We start from the raw sequence: 15,284 nt of genomic DNA, 5'->3' as shown, positions 1-15,284 counted from the left end.
CGAAGGTACAACCTGCAGGTCGCGGACATCCCTGACACACTAACCGCGTCTGAGAGTTCCAGCGGGCGATGGATTCTTCCTATCTCCTATCCCCTAACTGCTAGCCCCTGGCCCCTGACTTATTGGGTTTTCACATCGACGCTGCGCCACAGGTACCAGCACGCCACGCTCCGGAATGGCCGCCAGGGTTCGGCGATCTTTAGAACCTGCTTGGGTTTCGGGACTGTGCGTTTGCGATACGCACGCTTGATGGCCACATTGATGCCCAGGTCCACGACCGGCATCACGTCCGGCCGCTTCAGGGCGAACATCAGGAACATCTGCGCCGACCAGCGTCCGATGCCTTTCACGCGGGTCAGGTGTTCGATGACGTCTTCGTCGTCCATGGCGGGCAGTTCGGCGAAGTTGACGTCGCCGCTGATCGTCTTCTCAGCCAGGTCGCGGATGTAACTGAGTTTCTGCTTGGAAAGCCCGCAGGCGCGCATCTGTTCCACCGAGAGCGCCAGCACCCGCTCCGGCGTGAGGCAACTCTCGCAAGCTGCGTGCAGGCGTCCGAAAATCGTTGCCGCCGCTTTGCCGTGTAACTGCTGGTACGCAATCGACCGGGCCATGTTCTCGAAGTCGGGTTGAGCGTACCGCGGTTTATAAGGACCGATCCGTTCAATGATGGCGCCCATTACGGGATCGGAAGCTTGGAGGTGTCGGACGGCGGATCGCATGCGAATTTGGGAACCGAATAAGTTGGTAATGTAACAGTTCGGAAGCCCTGATGTATCCTTAATAGGTCCTCGACTACCCCTAAGAGCTAAAAGCTAATGGCTGAACAACAACAGAAGATTCGCGTCCTTGTCGCAAAGCCCGGTCTCGATGGCCACGACCGCGGCGCCAAGGTCATCGCCCGCGCCCTCCGCGACGCCGGCATGGAAGTCATCTACACCGGCCTTCGCCAGACGCCGGAAATGATCGTCACCGCCGCCTTGCAGGAAGACGTCGACGTCATCGGACTCTCCATCCTCTCCGGCGCGCACAACGCTATCGTCCCCCGCGTCGTGGAACTGATGAAGCAGAACAAGATGGATGACGTGCTCGTCCTCGTCGGCGGAATCATCCCCGACCAGGACGTCACCTCCCTGAAAGAGAACGGCGTCGCTGGTGTCTTCCAGCCCGGCACCCCGATGGAAGAAATCGTCCAGTTCATCAAGAGCAACGTGAAGCCCCGCGGCGTCGCCGCCTGAAACCATTGAACACGCCGGCAATTCCGGCTGAATGCGGGCTACTCGCCCGCATTTTTATTTGAAAGAAGAAATGGCTGAACCGATTACCACCGAAGATCGCGCACGCATGCTGCAACTGATCGGCAAGTTCACTGGTCCTGCACCTTGGTACCTGCAATCCTTTCCGGAAGTAAAAGGCTGCGAATGGATTCATCACGGCAACAGCGGTCCTCTTGCGCACCTCGTTACTCTGAATGAACTTGGGCGCAAGAACGATCCATTGCTCGCCCTGAACATCTATTGCACGCCATTCCTCCTGCCCGACGGCAAACTCGGGATCTGGCATCCCGACGGACGTAAAACGATCCGCTTGCTTGCCTTCGACCTGGCGCAGTTGAAGCACTTCCCTCTGGAGGAAATTGCAGGCTGGTTTGGCAATTCCGGTGACAGCGTCTATTCGGTCGTTGCTCCTCTTGCCGACTTCGAATTCAACACCGATCAGAGCGAAGGCACTCATCCTATAACCGTTCCGGCGGAGTTCAGTTCGCTCGAAGAATTGGCCATGACCGTGAACGTTCGGCGCGACACTGGACAAGAACCGAGTTGCGCCATCTTCATCCTCTACGCGCATGCCGGATTGCTGGAGGTTCTTCCACAACATTGGTTTACCGACACGAAGACAGACACTGGTTACCAATGGATCACCCGCGTTGGACGCGATCCGGTAACGCACCGCCTGATCGGCGACGGAATTCGGATCTCGCCGTTTTGCCTCACCGAAGACGGCAAGAACCTCGAGACCTTGCTGTCCTGACGGAGTTGACGATTTCCAAACACCACGAACTCGAAGAGCATGATGGTTATCGCATCCTCCGCTTGGTCTCGGGTGATGGAACGAACCGCCTCTCACGAGAATGTGTGCGGGAATTGACTGCTGCGATTGGCGTCTTGGCGCGTAATCCGAAGCCGCTGATTATCACCGGCAACGATCACTTCTTCTCTGCCGGAGCGGACCTGAACGAAATCACGCATCTCGGTAGCGACGCCTTCGATTTCGCGCTCATGGGCCAGCAATTGATGCAGTCGATCGACGATTTCCCTGCACCGGTCTATGCCGCCGTGCGCGGCTATTGCATGGGTGGCGGACTGGATCTGGCGCTCGCGTGCGACCTGCGCATCGCACACCCGCACGCGATCTTTGGACACCGTGGCGCGGCGCTCGGGCTGATTACCGGTTGGGGCGGAACACAGCGCCTATCGCGCCTGATCGGCAAAGCAAAAGCGCTGGAGATGTTCGTGGCAGCTGAAAAAATTCCAGCGAGAAAAGCGCTGGAATTTGGGCTGGTACATTGTGTTGTCGATGATCCACTTACGAAAGCGAACGAGTTACTTCGCCGCTAGTTGTGCGGCGTGCTCGCGCTGAACGTACTGGTTGAACAGTTCCGCAAGCTTTGTCGTGATTGGTCCTGGAGCTTGCGACAAAATGTGACTTTCGATGTGACTGACTGGTTGGACCTGGCGCGTTGTGGAAGTAATGAACACTTCATCGGCAGCGAACAGTTCCTCTGGCGTGAAGTCGCGCTCGACCAGCGAAATTCCCGCACCGGAAGCAATCTCCTTCAGAATCAATCGGCTCACGCCCGCAAGACACCCTGAAGCTAACGGAGCAGTGACAACTTTTCCGTTCTTCACAATGTAGAGATTCGCCGCTGTTGCTTCGGTTACGTTGCCGAATTCGTTTAGCAGGATCGTGTCCTCGAATCCGCGCTGGTGCGCTTTCTCAACGACCCACACGTTTTGAAGCCACGAAGTGACTTTGGTGCCAGAAAGCGGATGCATCGCCTGACGCCCGTTCTCCTGCATGGCCAGTTTTACCGGCCCAACGCGCATCGGCAGATCGACTGTGTACATGATCCAATCCGTCTCAGGCATGTCTTCGTCGCTGCACCAGATACCAACTTTGTTCAGCACGAAGTAAATGCGCATGCAGCCATCCATCAACCTGTTGGCCTTGATCAGCGCCATCACGCCCTCGTAGCACTGTTCTTTCGTGCAAGGCAAAGGCACCATCAACTTCTCGGCATCGCGAGCCAAACGCTCCCAATGATGGTCGAACGCAAATGGATGTCCTTCATAGATTCGCACCGTGCTGAAAACGCCCCATCCGTTCAGAAGCCCAGCTTGTCCAGGCGAAAGACGAACTTCATTGAGCGGCAACACACGACCGTTATGAAAGACCTGCTTGTGCATAATGTCCATTTGTAACACAGCTAAAGTGCGACTGCGAGTACCGATTCAGGCGAGAAGGAGAGGTGTGGTTTTCGCGAGCGGACGGCCATTCTGCCCCGGAATGCTTTCGCATTCCACCCTGTTCCGCCCGTTGGCTTTCGCGCGATACAAGGCCCGATCCGCAGCGCCCAACAGATCTTCGGACGCTGTCGGGAATGTTCCCGAGCAAACGCCAGCGCTGGCAGTGGCGCGAACAACCGAATCTTGAACATTGATCGGCGACGACTCGATACGCGTTATGATGCGCTGTGCCAGACTTTTGGCCTCGTCGGGTGAACAATTGGGTGCGATGATGAAGAATTCCTCTCCTCCGTAGCGCGCGGACATATCAAACGTCCGCAGGTTGCGGCGAATTACAGAGGAGAGATTTCGCAGCACCGCATCGCCGCCGCTGTGACCAAACCGGTCGTTAATCTCCTTGAAGTAATCCAGGTCGAGCATGACAACCGACACTTCGGTTCCCTCGCGCGACGAACGAGCCAATTCCTTCTTCAGGAAGTCTAATCCTGCCGCGCGGTTCCACATTCCTGTAAGGCTGTCGTGGCTCGCTTCAAACTCAAGCCGCTTTCTGGCAGCGAGAACCGATTCGTGGGACGCCTGCAGCTCCGAGAGCATGTCGTTCATTCGGCTGCCCAGCTCCGAGATTTCGTCGTTACCTTGAATGTCTATGCGCCCAGCAAGGCCAGTTCCGCTTCGAACGGTCTTGGTAAATTTCGTGAGCTTCAGAATCCTGCCTATGACATAAGTATCCACGGTCCAAAGGTTCAAGACGGCGAATGCGACTCCCAATGCCGTGATCATAAACAGTAGGAGGTGAATCGCATTCCGGCCCTGTTGCGAGATGTCGCGAGTATGCACGATACGAAGCCGAAAATCCGGCTCGCCTTCCAGACCACGGATGGTAGCGAGTGCCTCAATGTGATCGTCTTTGGAATCTTGAATCACAGTGGAAGCGAAGGGAAGAGCCAGGTTGTTAGACTGATCACCCGCGTCGCCATGAGGCAGCAACTCAACCGAGACTGGCATCTGGGCCAGCGAAGATAACCGCGCCACAAGTTTGGAATCGAAATCGCGGGTCATCAGCAGAATGCCCCGAGGTGTGCCCTTGTAGCTGCTGTTGAGAATGGGATGAGCCGCCATCAGTACCGCACCGTCTGACAACTGCACCACTCCGGCGATGCTTCGAAAAACGCCACGTCGACTTCCTGACACGATTCGGAGCAGGTGATTGGCGTCGTGAGGCGACTCTGTCTCATCACCCTTGACCGAACGCAACATCACGATCCGATCGTCGTTGTTTACCAGCATCACGGACCTAAGGCCGAGGTTTCTCAAGGTCGGTACGGAATAGGTGGAACGAACGTACCTGGGTGAGAAATTCAGCATGTACTCGTAAGTGTCGTCCCAATTGGCGTAGTCCGTGGCTGTGCGGTCGAGCTCAACAATTTCGCGATGCAGGAGCTGCCGAGTTCTATCGAGATCGTCTTCTACATGCCGTCGTTCCAAACGAGCAAAGCTTTTTGGCAGCACGGCACAGGAGACGGCAAACATCGCCAGAAGGAGAATCGCGGTGATTGCCCCGGTGTAGACCGTAACGATCCGTCGAAGTTTCATATAGGCCCAGGCTTACTTGGCCTGACCAAGTTCGGCTAACTGGGTTATCGGCGATAGGTCTATGCAGCTTTAAGGAAGGTCGCTACCCGAAGGTCACTGTCATTTCGGAGAATGCTGCGGTAAAGTTGGCGCCATGGCTGAGAAATTCACCTGTGCCGTATGCGATCTTCCCGAGGAAAGCTGCCTTTGCGACAAGTTCTGCTGCCTTTGCATGGGAGCGAACCAGATCCGGCTGTGCTATGACGGACAGTGGTATTGCCTGGAATGCCGCGAGGCCTGCGAACTGCAAGCACAGCAGGGCTAATCTTCGGGATTGGTGGCGATCATGTTCTCAATCTGGCGCCGCCAGTCGAGTTCTTCCACGAACTGGCGTGATTCGCGCCATCCCGGCCTGACCTTCACGAACAACTCAAGAAAGACTTTCTTCCCGAGCATGGTTTCGATGTCCTTGCGAGCGTCGGTCCCGATCTTCTTGAGCATCTGGCCGTTTTTTCCGATGAGAATCGGTTTCTGGCTGTCACGCTCGCAGTAGATGGTGGCGGCGATCCGGACTAGCCGCGGCTCTTCCTCGAACTGCTCGACGATGACAGTGGTGGAATAAGGGAGTTCTTGCTCGGTATCAAGCAGCACCTGTTCGCGAACCATTTCCGCGGCGAGAAAACGGAGTGGTTGATCCGTCACCTGGTCTGACGGGAAGTATGCAGGCCCTTCCGGAAGCAAGGCGACCACCGAGTCCAGCACAACATCGAGGTTGTCTTTCTTAAGCGCCGAGATGGGGATGACTTCTTTGAAGTCGTGCAGTTGGCGCCAGCGGTCGATGATGAACAGTAGCTTGTCTTTCTGCGGGATGCGGTCGATCTTGTTCAGCAACAAAATGGTTGGCGTTGCAGTCTTTTTCGCCATGTTAATGACGAATTGCTCACCGGGCCCGAACTTCTCTGTGACATCGGTAATGAGCAAAACGAGGTCGCAGCCCTCAAGGCCTTCCCTTACCTCCTGCATCATGCGCTGGTTGAGACGAGTATCCGGACGATGCACCCCGGGCGTATCGATGAGAATGACCTGTGCTGCCGGCCGTCCTTTTTTGGCTTGAAGGTTGATGATGCCCTGCACGCGGTTGCGCGTGGTCTGCGGCTTGTGGGTGACAATCGCAATCTTCGAGCCGACGAGGGCGTTGAGAAGGGTGGACTTTCCGGCATTGGGCCGGCCAATGATGGTAGCGAAACCAGAGCGCATGATCTTCTATGCTCTCACAGACTGGGATTCTGAAGTTGGATGCGATGGCGCTACGCGGACCCGCACGACCTTTCGGTCGGTGGATTCGAGCACTTCAAAGCTCAACCCATCGTCGGTAATAATCTCGCCCGGGTGAGGAATGCGCCCGGCAATTTCGCTTACCAAGCCAGCAATGGTGGTGGCTTCCCGATCCTCGGAACGGAAACCAAAGAGTTCGTTCAGCCTATCGATGTCCATGCTGCCGGACATCACGTAAGTGTCTTCTGCTTCCTTGATGATCTCAACCTTATCGTGCTCGTCGCTGATCTCGCCGACGATCTCCTCAACCATGTCTTCAATGGTGACGATGCCGGCCACGGCCCCGTACTCGTCGATGACTACTTCTATACGAATATTGTCGCGTTGCATCTCGCGGAGAAGATCGCTGACCCGCTTGGTTTCGGGGACGAAACGGACATCGGTCTTCATAATGCTGCCAACGGTACGAATGCGAGCCTCGGCATCGGTGAGCTGCAGAACGTCGTGAGCGTGGACAATTCCGACGATCTTATCAATGGAGCCGGAATACACCGGCACACGCGAATAAGGACGCGAACGCAGCATTTCCGTAAGGTGCTCAACGGTAACATCTTCTGAAACAGCAAAAATCTCCGGACGAGGCTTCATGACCTCGCGCACCGTTTTATCGCCAAATTCCACGACCGATTGGATGAGGTCGCGATCGCTCTCTTCGATGATGCCCTCTTCCTGTCCGGCTTCGATAAACGCGTCCACGGCCTCGGAGGCATCTTCGGGAACCGATTCGCCGTGCTCTCTGGCCAGTGCAGCTACAGATTGGCAGAAACTGATGACGATGGTTACAGGCAGCGCCAAGTAGACGAGGACGCGGAGCAACAAAGTGAACCGGCCGAGCCATTCCCCCTTTGTACGAGAGAACAGAACGAACGGAACTACCCGATTAAAGACGACGATGGAGATGATGACGCCAAGAACAGCCTGGCCAACGTCGCCGGCAGTCCACTGCCCATTGCGAACGACGCTGTAGACGATGACCATTGCGATGGACGCGTTGGTCAGTTGCTCAAGTACCGCAATCGCCAGTGCAGCGCGCTCCCGCGAAACCTTGAGACCAGGTTCAACGACGTTTTCGTAAGCGTCGATGTTTTCCTGAAATTCGCGGGAAAGGAATTTGCCCGCTTCCGTATGAATGCGCTCGACGTAGGAAACCAGCGTGAGCAGTCCGAGCAGCAATACGACGAGCACGGCAAAAGCGATGGTCATCGTAAGCGCCCAACCTTCTTCTTCTGATTGCCAAGCGTTTGTGCCCTACCCGGCTCTGCTTCCGTACGGGCGATCAGGCTCGAGGGAAGCCGCAGCTTGTTCCGCAAAGTGGACTCTTTCCGTTCCATTTCACCTTCGTCGCTCTCATGATCATACCCCGCCAGGTGCAAAAGTCCGTGCAGTATAAGGATACGCAGTTCCTCGTCCGTAGTGTGGCCCAACCGGCGAGCATTGGAGCGGGCTATGTCGAGCGAAATAGCCAGATCACCGGCGAACTTGCCGGCAACGACGGAGATCGCCGGAAAAGAAATGACATCCGTCGGCTTGTCTTTCCCGCGGAAACAACGGTTCAGCCGACGCATCTCGCGGGAGGACGTAACCAGGATGCAAACGTCTCCGGCAACGCCGCTGGCCTTGATGGCTTTGTGGGTAAAACGGAGGAGTGCTTTCTCGTTCACTTCGTCAGAAGGTTTTTCGATCGTGATCACTCTAGCGCCCTAAATCAAAACGGGAGAATCGCGCGTACGATCCTCCCGTGAAAAGAACAGGCTTAAATTTCGGCAGCTTCTTCGTTGCTTACCTGCTGCACGGGATCGGCTAGAAGGGCATCCCGGTCCTCGCTGCGCTCGATTGGACGAACGTTGGTGCCAAGGAGCGAGAGCGATAACTGTGCTTCGCCGACACGGGTCTTGTAGTCATCATAAGCGCGGACAATGCGCTGCACCAGATGGTGGCGGACGACATCCGTTTCGTCGAAGTGAACGAAGGAGATTCCCTCCACATTCTTAAGTATATCCATGGCCTCGATAAGACCGCTGCGCCGGGCGTTTGGCAAGTCAATCTGGGTGATATCGCCGGTGATGACGGCCTTGCTGTTGAAGCCCATACGGGTCAAGAACATCTTCATCTGCTCACCCGTGGTGTTCTGGGCTTCGTCGAGAATAATGAACGCGTCGTTCAGTGTGCGACCACGCATGAACGCGATGGGCGCAACTTCAATGACGTTCTTCTCGAGATAACGGTCAACTTTTTCCGGCTCGAGCATGTCGTAAAGTGCGTCGTAGAGCGGGCGGAGATAGGGATCCACCTTCTCCTGCAATGTCCCGGGCAGGAAGCCTAGACGCTCTCCGGCTTCTACGGCCGGACGTGCCAGGATGATCCGGTTAACCCGCTTGCTGACAAGGGCAGAGATGGCCATCGCCACGGCAAGATAGGTTTTGCCCGTACCGGCGGGCCCGATACCGAACACCATGTCATTCTTCTCGATGGTGTCGAGGTAGCGGCGCTGGTTGATGCTCTTGGGCTGAACAGTACGTTTTCCAAAGGAACGTTGACGGCCTGCTTCGGCGAGACCCCGAAGGGTCACGGAAGAATCGGAGGCCAGCACCCGCAACATGGAGGTGAGGTCACCGTTCTTGAACTCGAACCCGGAACGCTGCAGGTGCTCGTAGTCGGCGAAGACCTGTTCGGCACGCTGAACATCGTGGGCCGCCCCCTCGATCTTCACCGCGTCGGCGAGAAGGTCGATGGTGACATTCAGTCCGTCTTCGAGAAGGCGGAGGTTTTCGTCACGGGGACCGAAGAGCGTTTCAATGTTGGCCGTAATTTCAATGTTCTTTTTCATTCAGGTAGTGAAATACCCTCCTATGGGCAGCCCTTGACTGCTCGATGGTAAGACCTGGTTGCTGATTTTGAGTGAAAGGTATTGCCAGGACTTCACTGAGGTTGTGCGCTCGCCACCGACTGGAAGCAGCGACCATTGCGCGTAGAGTACGACGGCTTGGTTTCAGAGTCAATGCCGTAAGTTGTTACCCAACTGCTAACTTCCTCTATTTGGATGAGAAAACTGTGGGAAAAGCAACAGTAGGTATGCTGAATCCGGAGTAGCAGGAGGGATCGTGTCGATAAGGTGGATTCCCCGAGTGGGGAGCCCACCTTATGTCAAAGCTATTCAGGCCTTTGCGCCAAGCGCCTGCACATTACGCAGAGCCGGGTAAAGTCGACGGTATGCCTCGTATTGCTTACGCAGGACAGGCAGATTGCCGGGCTTTGGCGAGACGGTGGTGGCAACCCTTACGGCAGCGCTGCAGGCGGTGTCAACGTCGGGCCAGATGTTAGCGCCCACGCCGGCAAGCAGAGCAGCACCGTAGGCTGCGCCTTCGTCTGCGGCGAGCACCTGGACGTCGTGCTCATAGATGTCCGCCTGGATCTGACGCCAGAGTGGCGACCGAGCGCCACCACCACCAAGACGAATGGTGGTGACCGGCACCTTCATGTCAGCGAAGATTCCCAGCGTGTCTTTAAGACTGAAAGCGACACCTTCGAGAATGGCACGGACGACGTGTCCACGGTTGTGACTTGCGGTAAGTCCGACAAGCGCGCCACGCGCGTTCGGGTCGAGATGCGGTGTACGCTCGCCCATCAGGTAAGGGGCCCAAAGGACACCATCGCTGCCAGCCGGAACGGCGGAGGCTTCGGAGGTAAGGCGATCGTAGGCGTCGGAACCGGAGGGCCCAAAGGTATCGCGGAACCAGCGGAGTGATCCGCCTGCGGCTTGCGTTACGCCCATGACGTGCCAGCGTCCGGGAATGGCATGGCAGAAGGTGTGGAGTCGGCCTTGAGAATCCATGGCCGGGCGGTCGGTGGAAGCAAAAACCACGCCGGAAGTGCCGATGGTGGCATGGATGGTGCCAGCTCCAACGACGCCCATTCCGACGGCTCCACCGGCCTGGTCGCCTGCGCCGGCGACCACAGGAGTTCCGATACGAAGTCCGGTGTGCTCAGCGCCGGCGGCGTTGATCTTTCCACAGACGTCGGGAGATTCGAAGACGGCCGGGGCACAGGACTTGTCGAGATGCGTCGCCGAGAACATGGCGTCGCTCCAGCGACGGTGCGCGACGTCGAGCAGCAAAGTACCGGAGGCGTCGGCGACATCGATGGCGTGCTCTCCAGTCATCCGGAGCCGGACGTAATCCTTCGGCAGCAGAAAGCGGCGAAAGCGTTCCCAGAGCTTGGGCTCGTTGTTGCGGACCCAAAGTAGTTTCGTAAGGGTGAAGTTGGTTAGCGCCGGATTGCAGGTGAGTTCGATGATCTTCTTCTCACCGATGTCGGCGTTGAGCTGAGCGCATTCAGCGGCGGTGCGAACGTCGCACCAGATGAGAGCTGGGCGAATGACCTTATCGGCTTCGTCGAGTAGGACCGCACCATGCATCTGACCGGAGAGTCCGACGCCAGAAATCTGATCGGCGGAAACTTTCGCGTCCTTCATCGCGGCACGAATCGCGATGCCGCATGCTTTCCACCAGTCCTCGGGATCCTGTTCGGCCCAACCGATCTGGGGCGAAGCGAAGGGCTGATGTTCCCCTGTTGCCGCACCTACGACTTTGCCGGCTTCATCGACAACAACTGCGCGCGTACCGCCTGTACCTACATCAATGCCTATGACGTATTTCGTAGTGCCTCCTAAGCCCTACTTCGCCGCCGCCTTATTAAGTTGCTGCCGTGTTTCACGAACGATCGCGACGAACTTGCGGGCATTTTCGGTAATTTCAGCAGTATTGCCAGAAGCCAACGCTGCGGCGGAAACCAGTTCTCCGCCCACGCCCAGCGCGGCTGAGCCGGCCTGAATGAAATCGGCGGCGGTGGTGAGGTTCACACCGCCGGTAGGAACCATGGGGACCTGCGGCAGAGGAGCCTTAAGGGCCTTGATGTACTTGGCGCCTCCGACTGTGCCGCAGGGGAATATCTTCACGAAGTCGGAACCGGCCTTCCAGGCAGTGATGACCTCGGTGGGCGTGAGTCCTCCGGCCATAATGAGAATGCCTTTCCGGTTGGCGAGTTTCACGGTTTCGAGATCGAAGCCGGGGCTGACGAGGAATTGCGCCCCGGCATCGAGACAGCGCTGTGCGGTATCGGCGTCGATAACAGTGCCTGCTCCGACTAAAACTTCCGAGCCCATGGATTTCGAGAGCTGTGCAATGAGGTCGATGGCGCCGGGAACGGTCATCGTCATTTCGACGATGGGAATGCCTCCGGCGCAAACGGCCTCTGCTGCTTTCATGCCCTGCGCAGCCGAGGCTGCGCGTACGACAGGAACAATTCCGATTTCTTGAATTCGCTTTGAAACTTCCTGCTTGGTCATTTCCCTTCCTATTCTTAGCGAGCGATGCGGGCGCCAACGCCACGCATCACCTGGGTGACTTCCTTCAATGTGACCATCGTTGTATCGCCCGGAGTCGTCATGGCGAGCGCACCGTGTGCCGCGCCGCACTCGACTGCCCACTGCGCGCCTTGGTTGGTGAGGAATCCATAGACGAGACCGGAAGCGAACGAATCACCGCCGCCGACGCGGTCGAAGATCTCAAGGTCGGGCCGCATCTTCGCCTCGTAGAACTGGCCGCCGTCGTAACAGATGGCTCCCCAATCGTTCTTCGTGGCCGTTTTCGCCTTGCGCAGAGTGGTCGCTACTACCTTGAACGGAAACTCCCTCACGACCTTCTCGATCATCTTCTTGAACGCTTCGGTCTCAATGTTCGAGATGTGCTCGTCCATGCCGCTGACCTCAAAGCCAAGGGCAGCGGAGAAATCTTCCTCGTTGCCGAGCATGACATCGACGTAAGGTGCGATACGACGGTTTACTTCCATGGCGCGCTTTTTGCCGCCAATACCCTTCCAGAGAGATTCACGATAGTTCAGGTCGTAGGAGATGATGGTGCCGTGCTTCCGTGCCGCCTGCATCGCTTCGAGCGCGACATCCGGAGTGGTTTCCGACAGCGCACAGAAGATGCCGCCAGTATGGAACCAACGCGCACCGAGTTTTCCGAAGATTTCTTCCCAATCGATGTCGCCGGGCTTCAGTTGCGACGTTGCGGTGTGGCCGCGATCGGAACAGCCGAGTGCAGGGCGAACGCCGAAACCGCGATCGGTGAAGTTGAAGCCGTTGCGGACAGCGCGACCGACGCCGTCGTACGGAACCCACTTTACGAAGGTCTGATCGACGCCGCCCTGGTACATGAGATCTTCGACGAGCCGGCCGATCGGATTATCGGCGAGTGCGGTGACGATCGCCGTATCCAGGCCGAAACATCTTTTAAGTCCGCGGGCGACGTTGTACTCGCCGCCGCCTTCCGAGACCTCAAAATTGCGGGCGGTCCAGATCCGGCGGTCACCCGGATCCATGCGCAACATGACTTCCCCCAGACTAACCAGGTCCCAACGACACTGTGCCTTATCTTTGACTTGAAGAGCCATTATTAGAAGTGCCTTTCGTCCTCAGCTTCGGGCCTCCTTGATGGTGGCCATCTGAAGCTTCGGAACAAGAAGATGAATTACCAATAAACCAATCAGATATGCTGAACCTGCGATGGCAAACGGAATCGCGTAATTGCCAGTTTTCTCCAGGAGGTAAGAAACGATCCTGGCAATGAGCACGCCGCCCAACGAGCCGGCCATACCGCCAAGGCCGACGACAGATGCAACGGCCTTTGCCGGAAACATGTCGGAGGGCAGGGTGAGCAGATTCGAAGAGAAACCCTGATGGGCGGCGGTCGCTAACCCGATCAACAGCACCGCGCCCCACGTGGAAGAAACGCTGGGTGCGAACACGATCGGAATGACTGCAATAGCACACGCCAGCATCGTAAGCTTTCGACTGGCATTGGGAGTGCGTCCGTGCCGGATCATGGACGAAGACGCCCACCCGCCCGCGATACTGCCAACGTCGGCAATCAGGTAGATCACTACGAGAGGCAAGCCAACATCCATCAACTTCAGGCCGTGTTCCTTTTGCAGGAATCCAGGAACCCAGAAAAGATAAAACCACCAAATCGGGTCGGTAATGAACTTGCCCAACATGAAGGCCCACGTCTGGCGGTACCCGAGAAGACTGCTCCAGGGCATTCTTCCCGGCGGGTCGACAGGGTCACTCTTGATGTAATCCAGTTCGGACTTGGAGACGCGGGGGTGGTCCTCGGGTTCCTTGTAGATCCACATCCAGAGGACGAGCCAAATCAGACCCACGCCGCCAAGCGAGATGAAAGCCATGCGCCATCCCCAGTGGTAAGTGATCCATGCAACAAGGGGAGGCGTGATGATTGCGCCTACGTTGGTGCCGGCGTTAAAGATGCCGACGGCCAGGGCGCGTTCTTTCTTAGGAAACCATTCGGCGACGGCTTTGAGGCTTGCCGGAAAAACGCCTGCTTCACCGAATCCGAGCACCGAGCGAGCTGCGATAAAACCCGATAGCGACGAGAGGAAGCCGTGGGACATGGCCGCAAGGCTCCAGGTCACCATGGCGAAAACGTAACCAAGGCGCGTACCCAGCCAATCAACGATGCGCCCAATCACCACCATGCCAATGGCATAGGAGAAAGTGAACGCCATCACGAGATAGCCGTAGTCGGTTTCCGACCAGCCGAGCTCAACCATCAGCGTGTTTTTCAGGACGCCGATAACCAGGCGGTCCATGTAGTTCTTGGTTACGCCGATGAGCAGGACCGTACAAATGACCCAGCGGAAACGCCCGATGTGCTGCTTCAGTTGGCCAGCCATGCCGGCTCCTGAATCCGTTGCTTGATTTGAGTCAGACGACGTTTGCATGAGGCACCCGTATCCAGGAACACAAGGATTGAGTTTCTACTGATTCACACCACTGGCGAGAAAACCACCATCCACGGCTAACACGTGACCTGTAACAAAGCTGGCTGCGTCGGAGGCCAAGAAGACGGCGGCCCCGACGAGTTCGTCGAGATTACCGAAACGGCGCATCGGCGTCCGCAACAGGAATTCCTGGCCTCGCGGAGTGCCGTCGAGCAGAGCAGAATTCAAATCGGTGCGGAACACACCGGGAGCGAGCGCATTCACGCACACACCGTATTTTGCCCACTCGATCGCAAGGGTCTTTGTAAGCGAAGCTACAGCGGCCTTGCTTGCGGAATAGGCCGCAACTTCGAACATCCCGACAAACGAACTCAGGGACGCGATGTTGATGATGCGTCCATAGCGGCGTTCCACCATGTGACGTCCGAAGATCTGGCAGGTGCGAACTGTACCGGTGAGGTTAGTTTCCATGATCCGGTTCCACTCTTCCTCGCTGACCTCCAGGAAGGGTGTACGCTGCGTGATTCCGGCGCAATTTACGAGAATGTCAACCTTGCCAAACTCTTTGACGGCGGCATCGAGCAGGGTCTCGACACTCTCGCGATTCCCGACGTCGCATGCCAGCGCGAGAGAGCCGCGGCCCATCTTCTTGATTTCGCCGTGAATCAGTTCGACCAGTTCCTGGCGGCGACCGGAAGAAACAACATTGGCGCCCGCTTGCGCGAGGCCTCTTGAAAGGGTGAGACCCACCCCGGAGGTACCCCCGATGACGACAGCGGTCTTTGATGTCAGATCCAGTGCTGGAAGTCCCATCTAGATGAACAACCTCTCAGAATTCAACTACTCAGATTCGAGTGAACCCACCAGGTGCGATTCGTTTCGGCGACATTATAGTGAAACGTCTCATGCAGTGACGCGTCGTCCTGCATGGTGAAATCGGTGAAGCTGTCCGAGATCACTGCCGTTGGCCGGATCTGCAGAATTGAATGGATATATGACTTGCAGGCTCCCAGCCTGATTGGACTGGGAGCCTGCGGTTGTGTCCCGGGATAC

16 protein-coding genes are annotated in these 15,284 nt (G+C 56.9%); 4 read left to right on the top strand and 12 right to left on the bottom strand.

The genetic code is table 11. The features are described 5' to 3' along the window. Nucleotides 1–119: 119 nt before the first annotated feature. Nucleotides 120–677, bottom strand: coding sequence for a DNA-3-methyladenine glycosylase (locus VN577_01135; protein ID HWR13402.1), 558 nt, complete (start codon nucleotides 675–677; stop codon nucleotides 120–122). 138 nt (nucleotides 678–815) lie between these two features. Here VN577_01135 and VN577_01130 point away from each other — a divergent pair, with 138 nt between their 5' ends. From VN577_01130 to VN577_01120, 3 genes are all read left to right on the top strand, one after another. Beyond that, the gene (locus VN577_01130) at nucleotides 816–1,235 is read left to right on the top strand and encodes a cobalamin B12-binding domain-containing protein (GenBank protein ID HWR13401.1); all 420 of its coding nucleotides are present in this window, start codon (nucleotides 816–818) and stop codon (nucleotides 1,233–1,235) included. Nucleotides 1,236–1,305: 70 nt separating this feature from the next. Next, the gene (locus VN577_01125; GenBank protein HWR13400.1) at nucleotides 1,306–2,028 is read left to right on the top strand and encodes a hypothetical protein; all 723 of its coding nucleotides are present in this window, start codon (nucleotides 1,306–1,308) and stop codon (nucleotides 2,026–2,028) included. Continuing rightward, nucleotides 1,911–2,615, top strand: a complete 705-nt coding sequence (locus tag VN577_01120; GenBank protein ID HWR13399.1) for an enoyl-CoA hydratase/isomerase family protein — start codon at nucleotides 1,911–1,913, stop codon at nucleotides 2,613–2,615. The genes VN577_01125 and VN577_01120 overlap by 118 nt, the downstream gene beginning before the upstream one ends. Here the strand turns inward: VN577_01120 and VN577_01115 are convergent. Together VN577_01115 and VN577_01110 are read right to left on the bottom strand one after the other, a co-directional pair. Beyond that, nucleotides 2,601–3,473, bottom strand: coding sequence for an aminotransferase class IV (locus VN577_01115; protein HWR13398.1), 873 nt, complete (start codon nucleotides 3,471–3,473; stop codon nucleotides 2,601–2,603). The two genes, VN577_01120 and VN577_01115, sit on opposite strands and share 15 nt — an antisense overlap. A gap of 36 nt (nucleotides 3,474–3,509) precedes the next feature. Then, complete coding sequence (locus VN577_01110; protein HWR13397.1) at nucleotides 3,510–5,117, bottom strand: diguanylate cyclase; 1,608 nt, start codon at nucleotides 5,115–5,117, stop codon at nucleotides 3,510–3,512. Between the two features lie 133 nt (nucleotides 5,118–5,250). Here VN577_01110 and VN577_01105 point away from each other — a divergent pair, with 133 nt between their 5' ends. Next, nucleotides 5,251–5,421: a hypothetical protein gene (locus VN577_01105; protein ID HWR13396.1), complete on the top strand. Its 171-nt coding sequence runs from the start codon at nucleotides 5,251–5,253 to the stop codon at nucleotides 5,419–5,421. Here VN577_01105 and era read toward each other — a convergent pair. From era to VN577_01060, 9 genes are all read right to left on the bottom strand, one after another. Further along, nucleotides 5,418–6,353, bottom strand: a complete 936-nt coding sequence (gene era, locus VN577_01100) for a GTPase Era (protein ID HWR13395.1) — start codon at nucleotides 6,351–6,353, stop codon at nucleotides 5,418–5,420. The two genes, VN577_01105 and era, sit on opposite strands and share 4 nt — an antisense overlap. Nucleotides 6,354–6,359: 6 nt before the next feature. Beyond that, nucleotides 6,360–7,634, bottom strand: coding sequence for a hemolysin family protein (locus tag VN577_01095; protein HWR13394.1), 1,275 nt, complete (start codon nucleotides 7,632–7,634; stop codon nucleotides 6,360–6,362). Further along, a complete protein-coding gene (gene ybeY, locus VN577_01090; protein HWR13393.1) occupies nucleotides 7,631–8,122 on the bottom strand; it encodes an rRNA maturation RNase YbeY in 492 nt (163 codons plus the stop codon). Before ybeY ends, VN577_01095 begins: the two co-directional genes overlap by 4 nt. 62 nt (nucleotides 8,123–8,184) lie before the next feature. Further along, the gene (locus VN577_01085; GenBank protein ID HWR13392.1) at nucleotides 8,185–9,258 is read right to left on the bottom strand and encodes a PhoH family protein; all 1,074 of its coding nucleotides are present in this window, start codon (nucleotides 9,256–9,258) and stop codon (nucleotides 8,185–8,187) included. 327 nt (nucleotides 9,259–9,585) lie between these two features. Then, nucleotides 9,586–11,070 carry a xylulokinase gene (xylB, locus tag VN577_01080; GenBank protein HWR13391.1) on the bottom strand — a complete coding sequence of 495 codons (1,485 nt, stop codon included), beginning with the start codon at nucleotides 11,068–11,070 and terminating at the stop codon, nucleotides 9,586–9,588. A gap of 33 nt (nucleotides 11,071–11,103) precedes the next feature. Further along, complete coding sequence (gene eda, locus VN577_01075; GenBank protein ID HWR13390.1) at nucleotides 11,104–11,775, bottom strand: bifunctional 4-hydroxy-2-oxoglutarate aldolase/2-dehydro-3-deoxy-phosphogluconate aldolase; 672 nt, start codon at nucleotides 11,773–11,775, stop codon at nucleotides 11,104–11,106. A 14-nt stretch (nucleotides 11,776–11,789) separates the two neighbouring features. After that, nucleotides 11,790–12,884 (bottom strand): sugar kinase, encoded by a 1,095-nt coding sequence (locus VN577_01070; GenBank protein HWR13389.1) that lies wholly within the window; start codon nucleotides 12,882–12,884, stop codon nucleotides 11,790–11,792. A gap of 21 nt (nucleotides 12,885–12,905) precedes the next feature. After that, nucleotides 12,906–14,183, bottom strand: a complete 1,278-nt coding sequence (locus tag VN577_01065; GenBank protein ID HWR13388.1) for an MFS transporter — start codon at nucleotides 14,181–14,183, stop codon at nucleotides 12,906–12,908. An 84-nt stretch (nucleotides 14,184–14,267) separates the two neighbouring features. Next, a complete protein-coding gene (locus VN577_01060; GenBank protein HWR13387.1) occupies nucleotides 14,268–15,044 on the bottom strand; it encodes a glucose 1-dehydrogenase in 777 nt (258 codons plus the stop codon). Between the last annotated feature and the right edge of the window lie 240 nt (nucleotides 15,045–15,284).

It is taken from the genome of Terriglobales bacterium, assembly GCA_035561515.1.
Lineage (GTDB): Bacteria > Acidobacteriota > Terriglobia > Terriglobales > Acidobacteriaceae > DATMXP01.
Note: the sequence above shows the minus strand (reverse complement) of the source record. Positions and strands in the feature narration are given on the sequence as shown.

Excerpts from the sequence above, each read along its gene's own strand:
- VN577_01135 (HWR13402.1), bottom strand. The coding sequence starts at position 677 with ATGGGCGCCATCATTGAACGGATCGGTCCTTATAAACCGCGGTACGCT.
- VN577_01130 (HWR13401.1), top strand. The coding sequence starts at position 816 with ATGGCTGAACAACAACAGAAGATTCGCGTCCTTGTCGCAAAGCCCGGT.
- VN577_01125 (HWR13400.1), top strand. The coding sequence starts at position 1,306 with ATGGCTGAACCGATTACCACCGAAGATCGCGCACGCATGCTGCAACTG.
- VN577_01120 (HWR13399.1), top strand. The coding sequence starts at position 1,911 with ATGGATCACCCGCGTTGGACGCGATCCGGTAACGCACCGCCTGATCGG.
- VN577_01115 (HWR13398.1), bottom strand. The coding sequence starts at position 3,473 with ATGGACATTATGCACAAGCAGGTCTTTCATAACGGTCGTGTGTTGCCG.
- VN577_01110 (HWR13397.1), bottom strand. The coding sequence starts at position 5,117 with ATGAAACTTCGACGGATCGTTACGGTCTACACCGGGGCAATCACCGCG.
- VN577_01105 (HWR13396.1), top strand. The coding sequence starts at position 5,251 with ATGGCTGAGAAATTCACCTGTGCCGTATGCGATCTTCCCGAGGAAAGC.
- era (HWR13395.1), bottom strand. The coding sequence starts at position 6,353 with ATGCGCTCTGGTTTCGCTACCATCATTGGCCGGCCCAATGCCGGAAAG.
- VN577_01095 (HWR13394.1), bottom strand. The coding sequence starts at position 7,634 with ATGACCATCGCTTTTGCCGTGCTCGTCGTATTGCTGCTCGGACTGCTC.
- VN577_01085 (HWR13392.1), bottom strand. The coding sequence starts at position 9,258 with ATGAAAAAGAACATTGAAATTACGGCCAACATTGAAACGCTCTTCGGT.
- eda (HWR13390.1), bottom strand. The coding sequence starts at position 11,775 with ATGACCAAGCAGGAAGTTTCAAAGCGAATTCAAGAAATCGGAATTGTT.
- VN577_01070 (HWR13389.1), bottom strand. The coding sequence starts at position 12,884 with ATGGCTCTTCAAGTCAAAGATAAGGCACAGTGTCGTTGGGACCTGGTT.
- VN577_01065 (HWR13388.1), bottom strand. The coding sequence starts at position 14,183 with ATGGCTGGCCAACTGAAGCAGCACATCGGGCGTTTCCGCTGGGTCATT.
- VN577_01060 (HWR13387.1), bottom strand. The coding sequence starts at position 15,044 with ATGGGACTTCCAGCACTGGATCTGACATCAAAGACCGCTGTCGTCATC.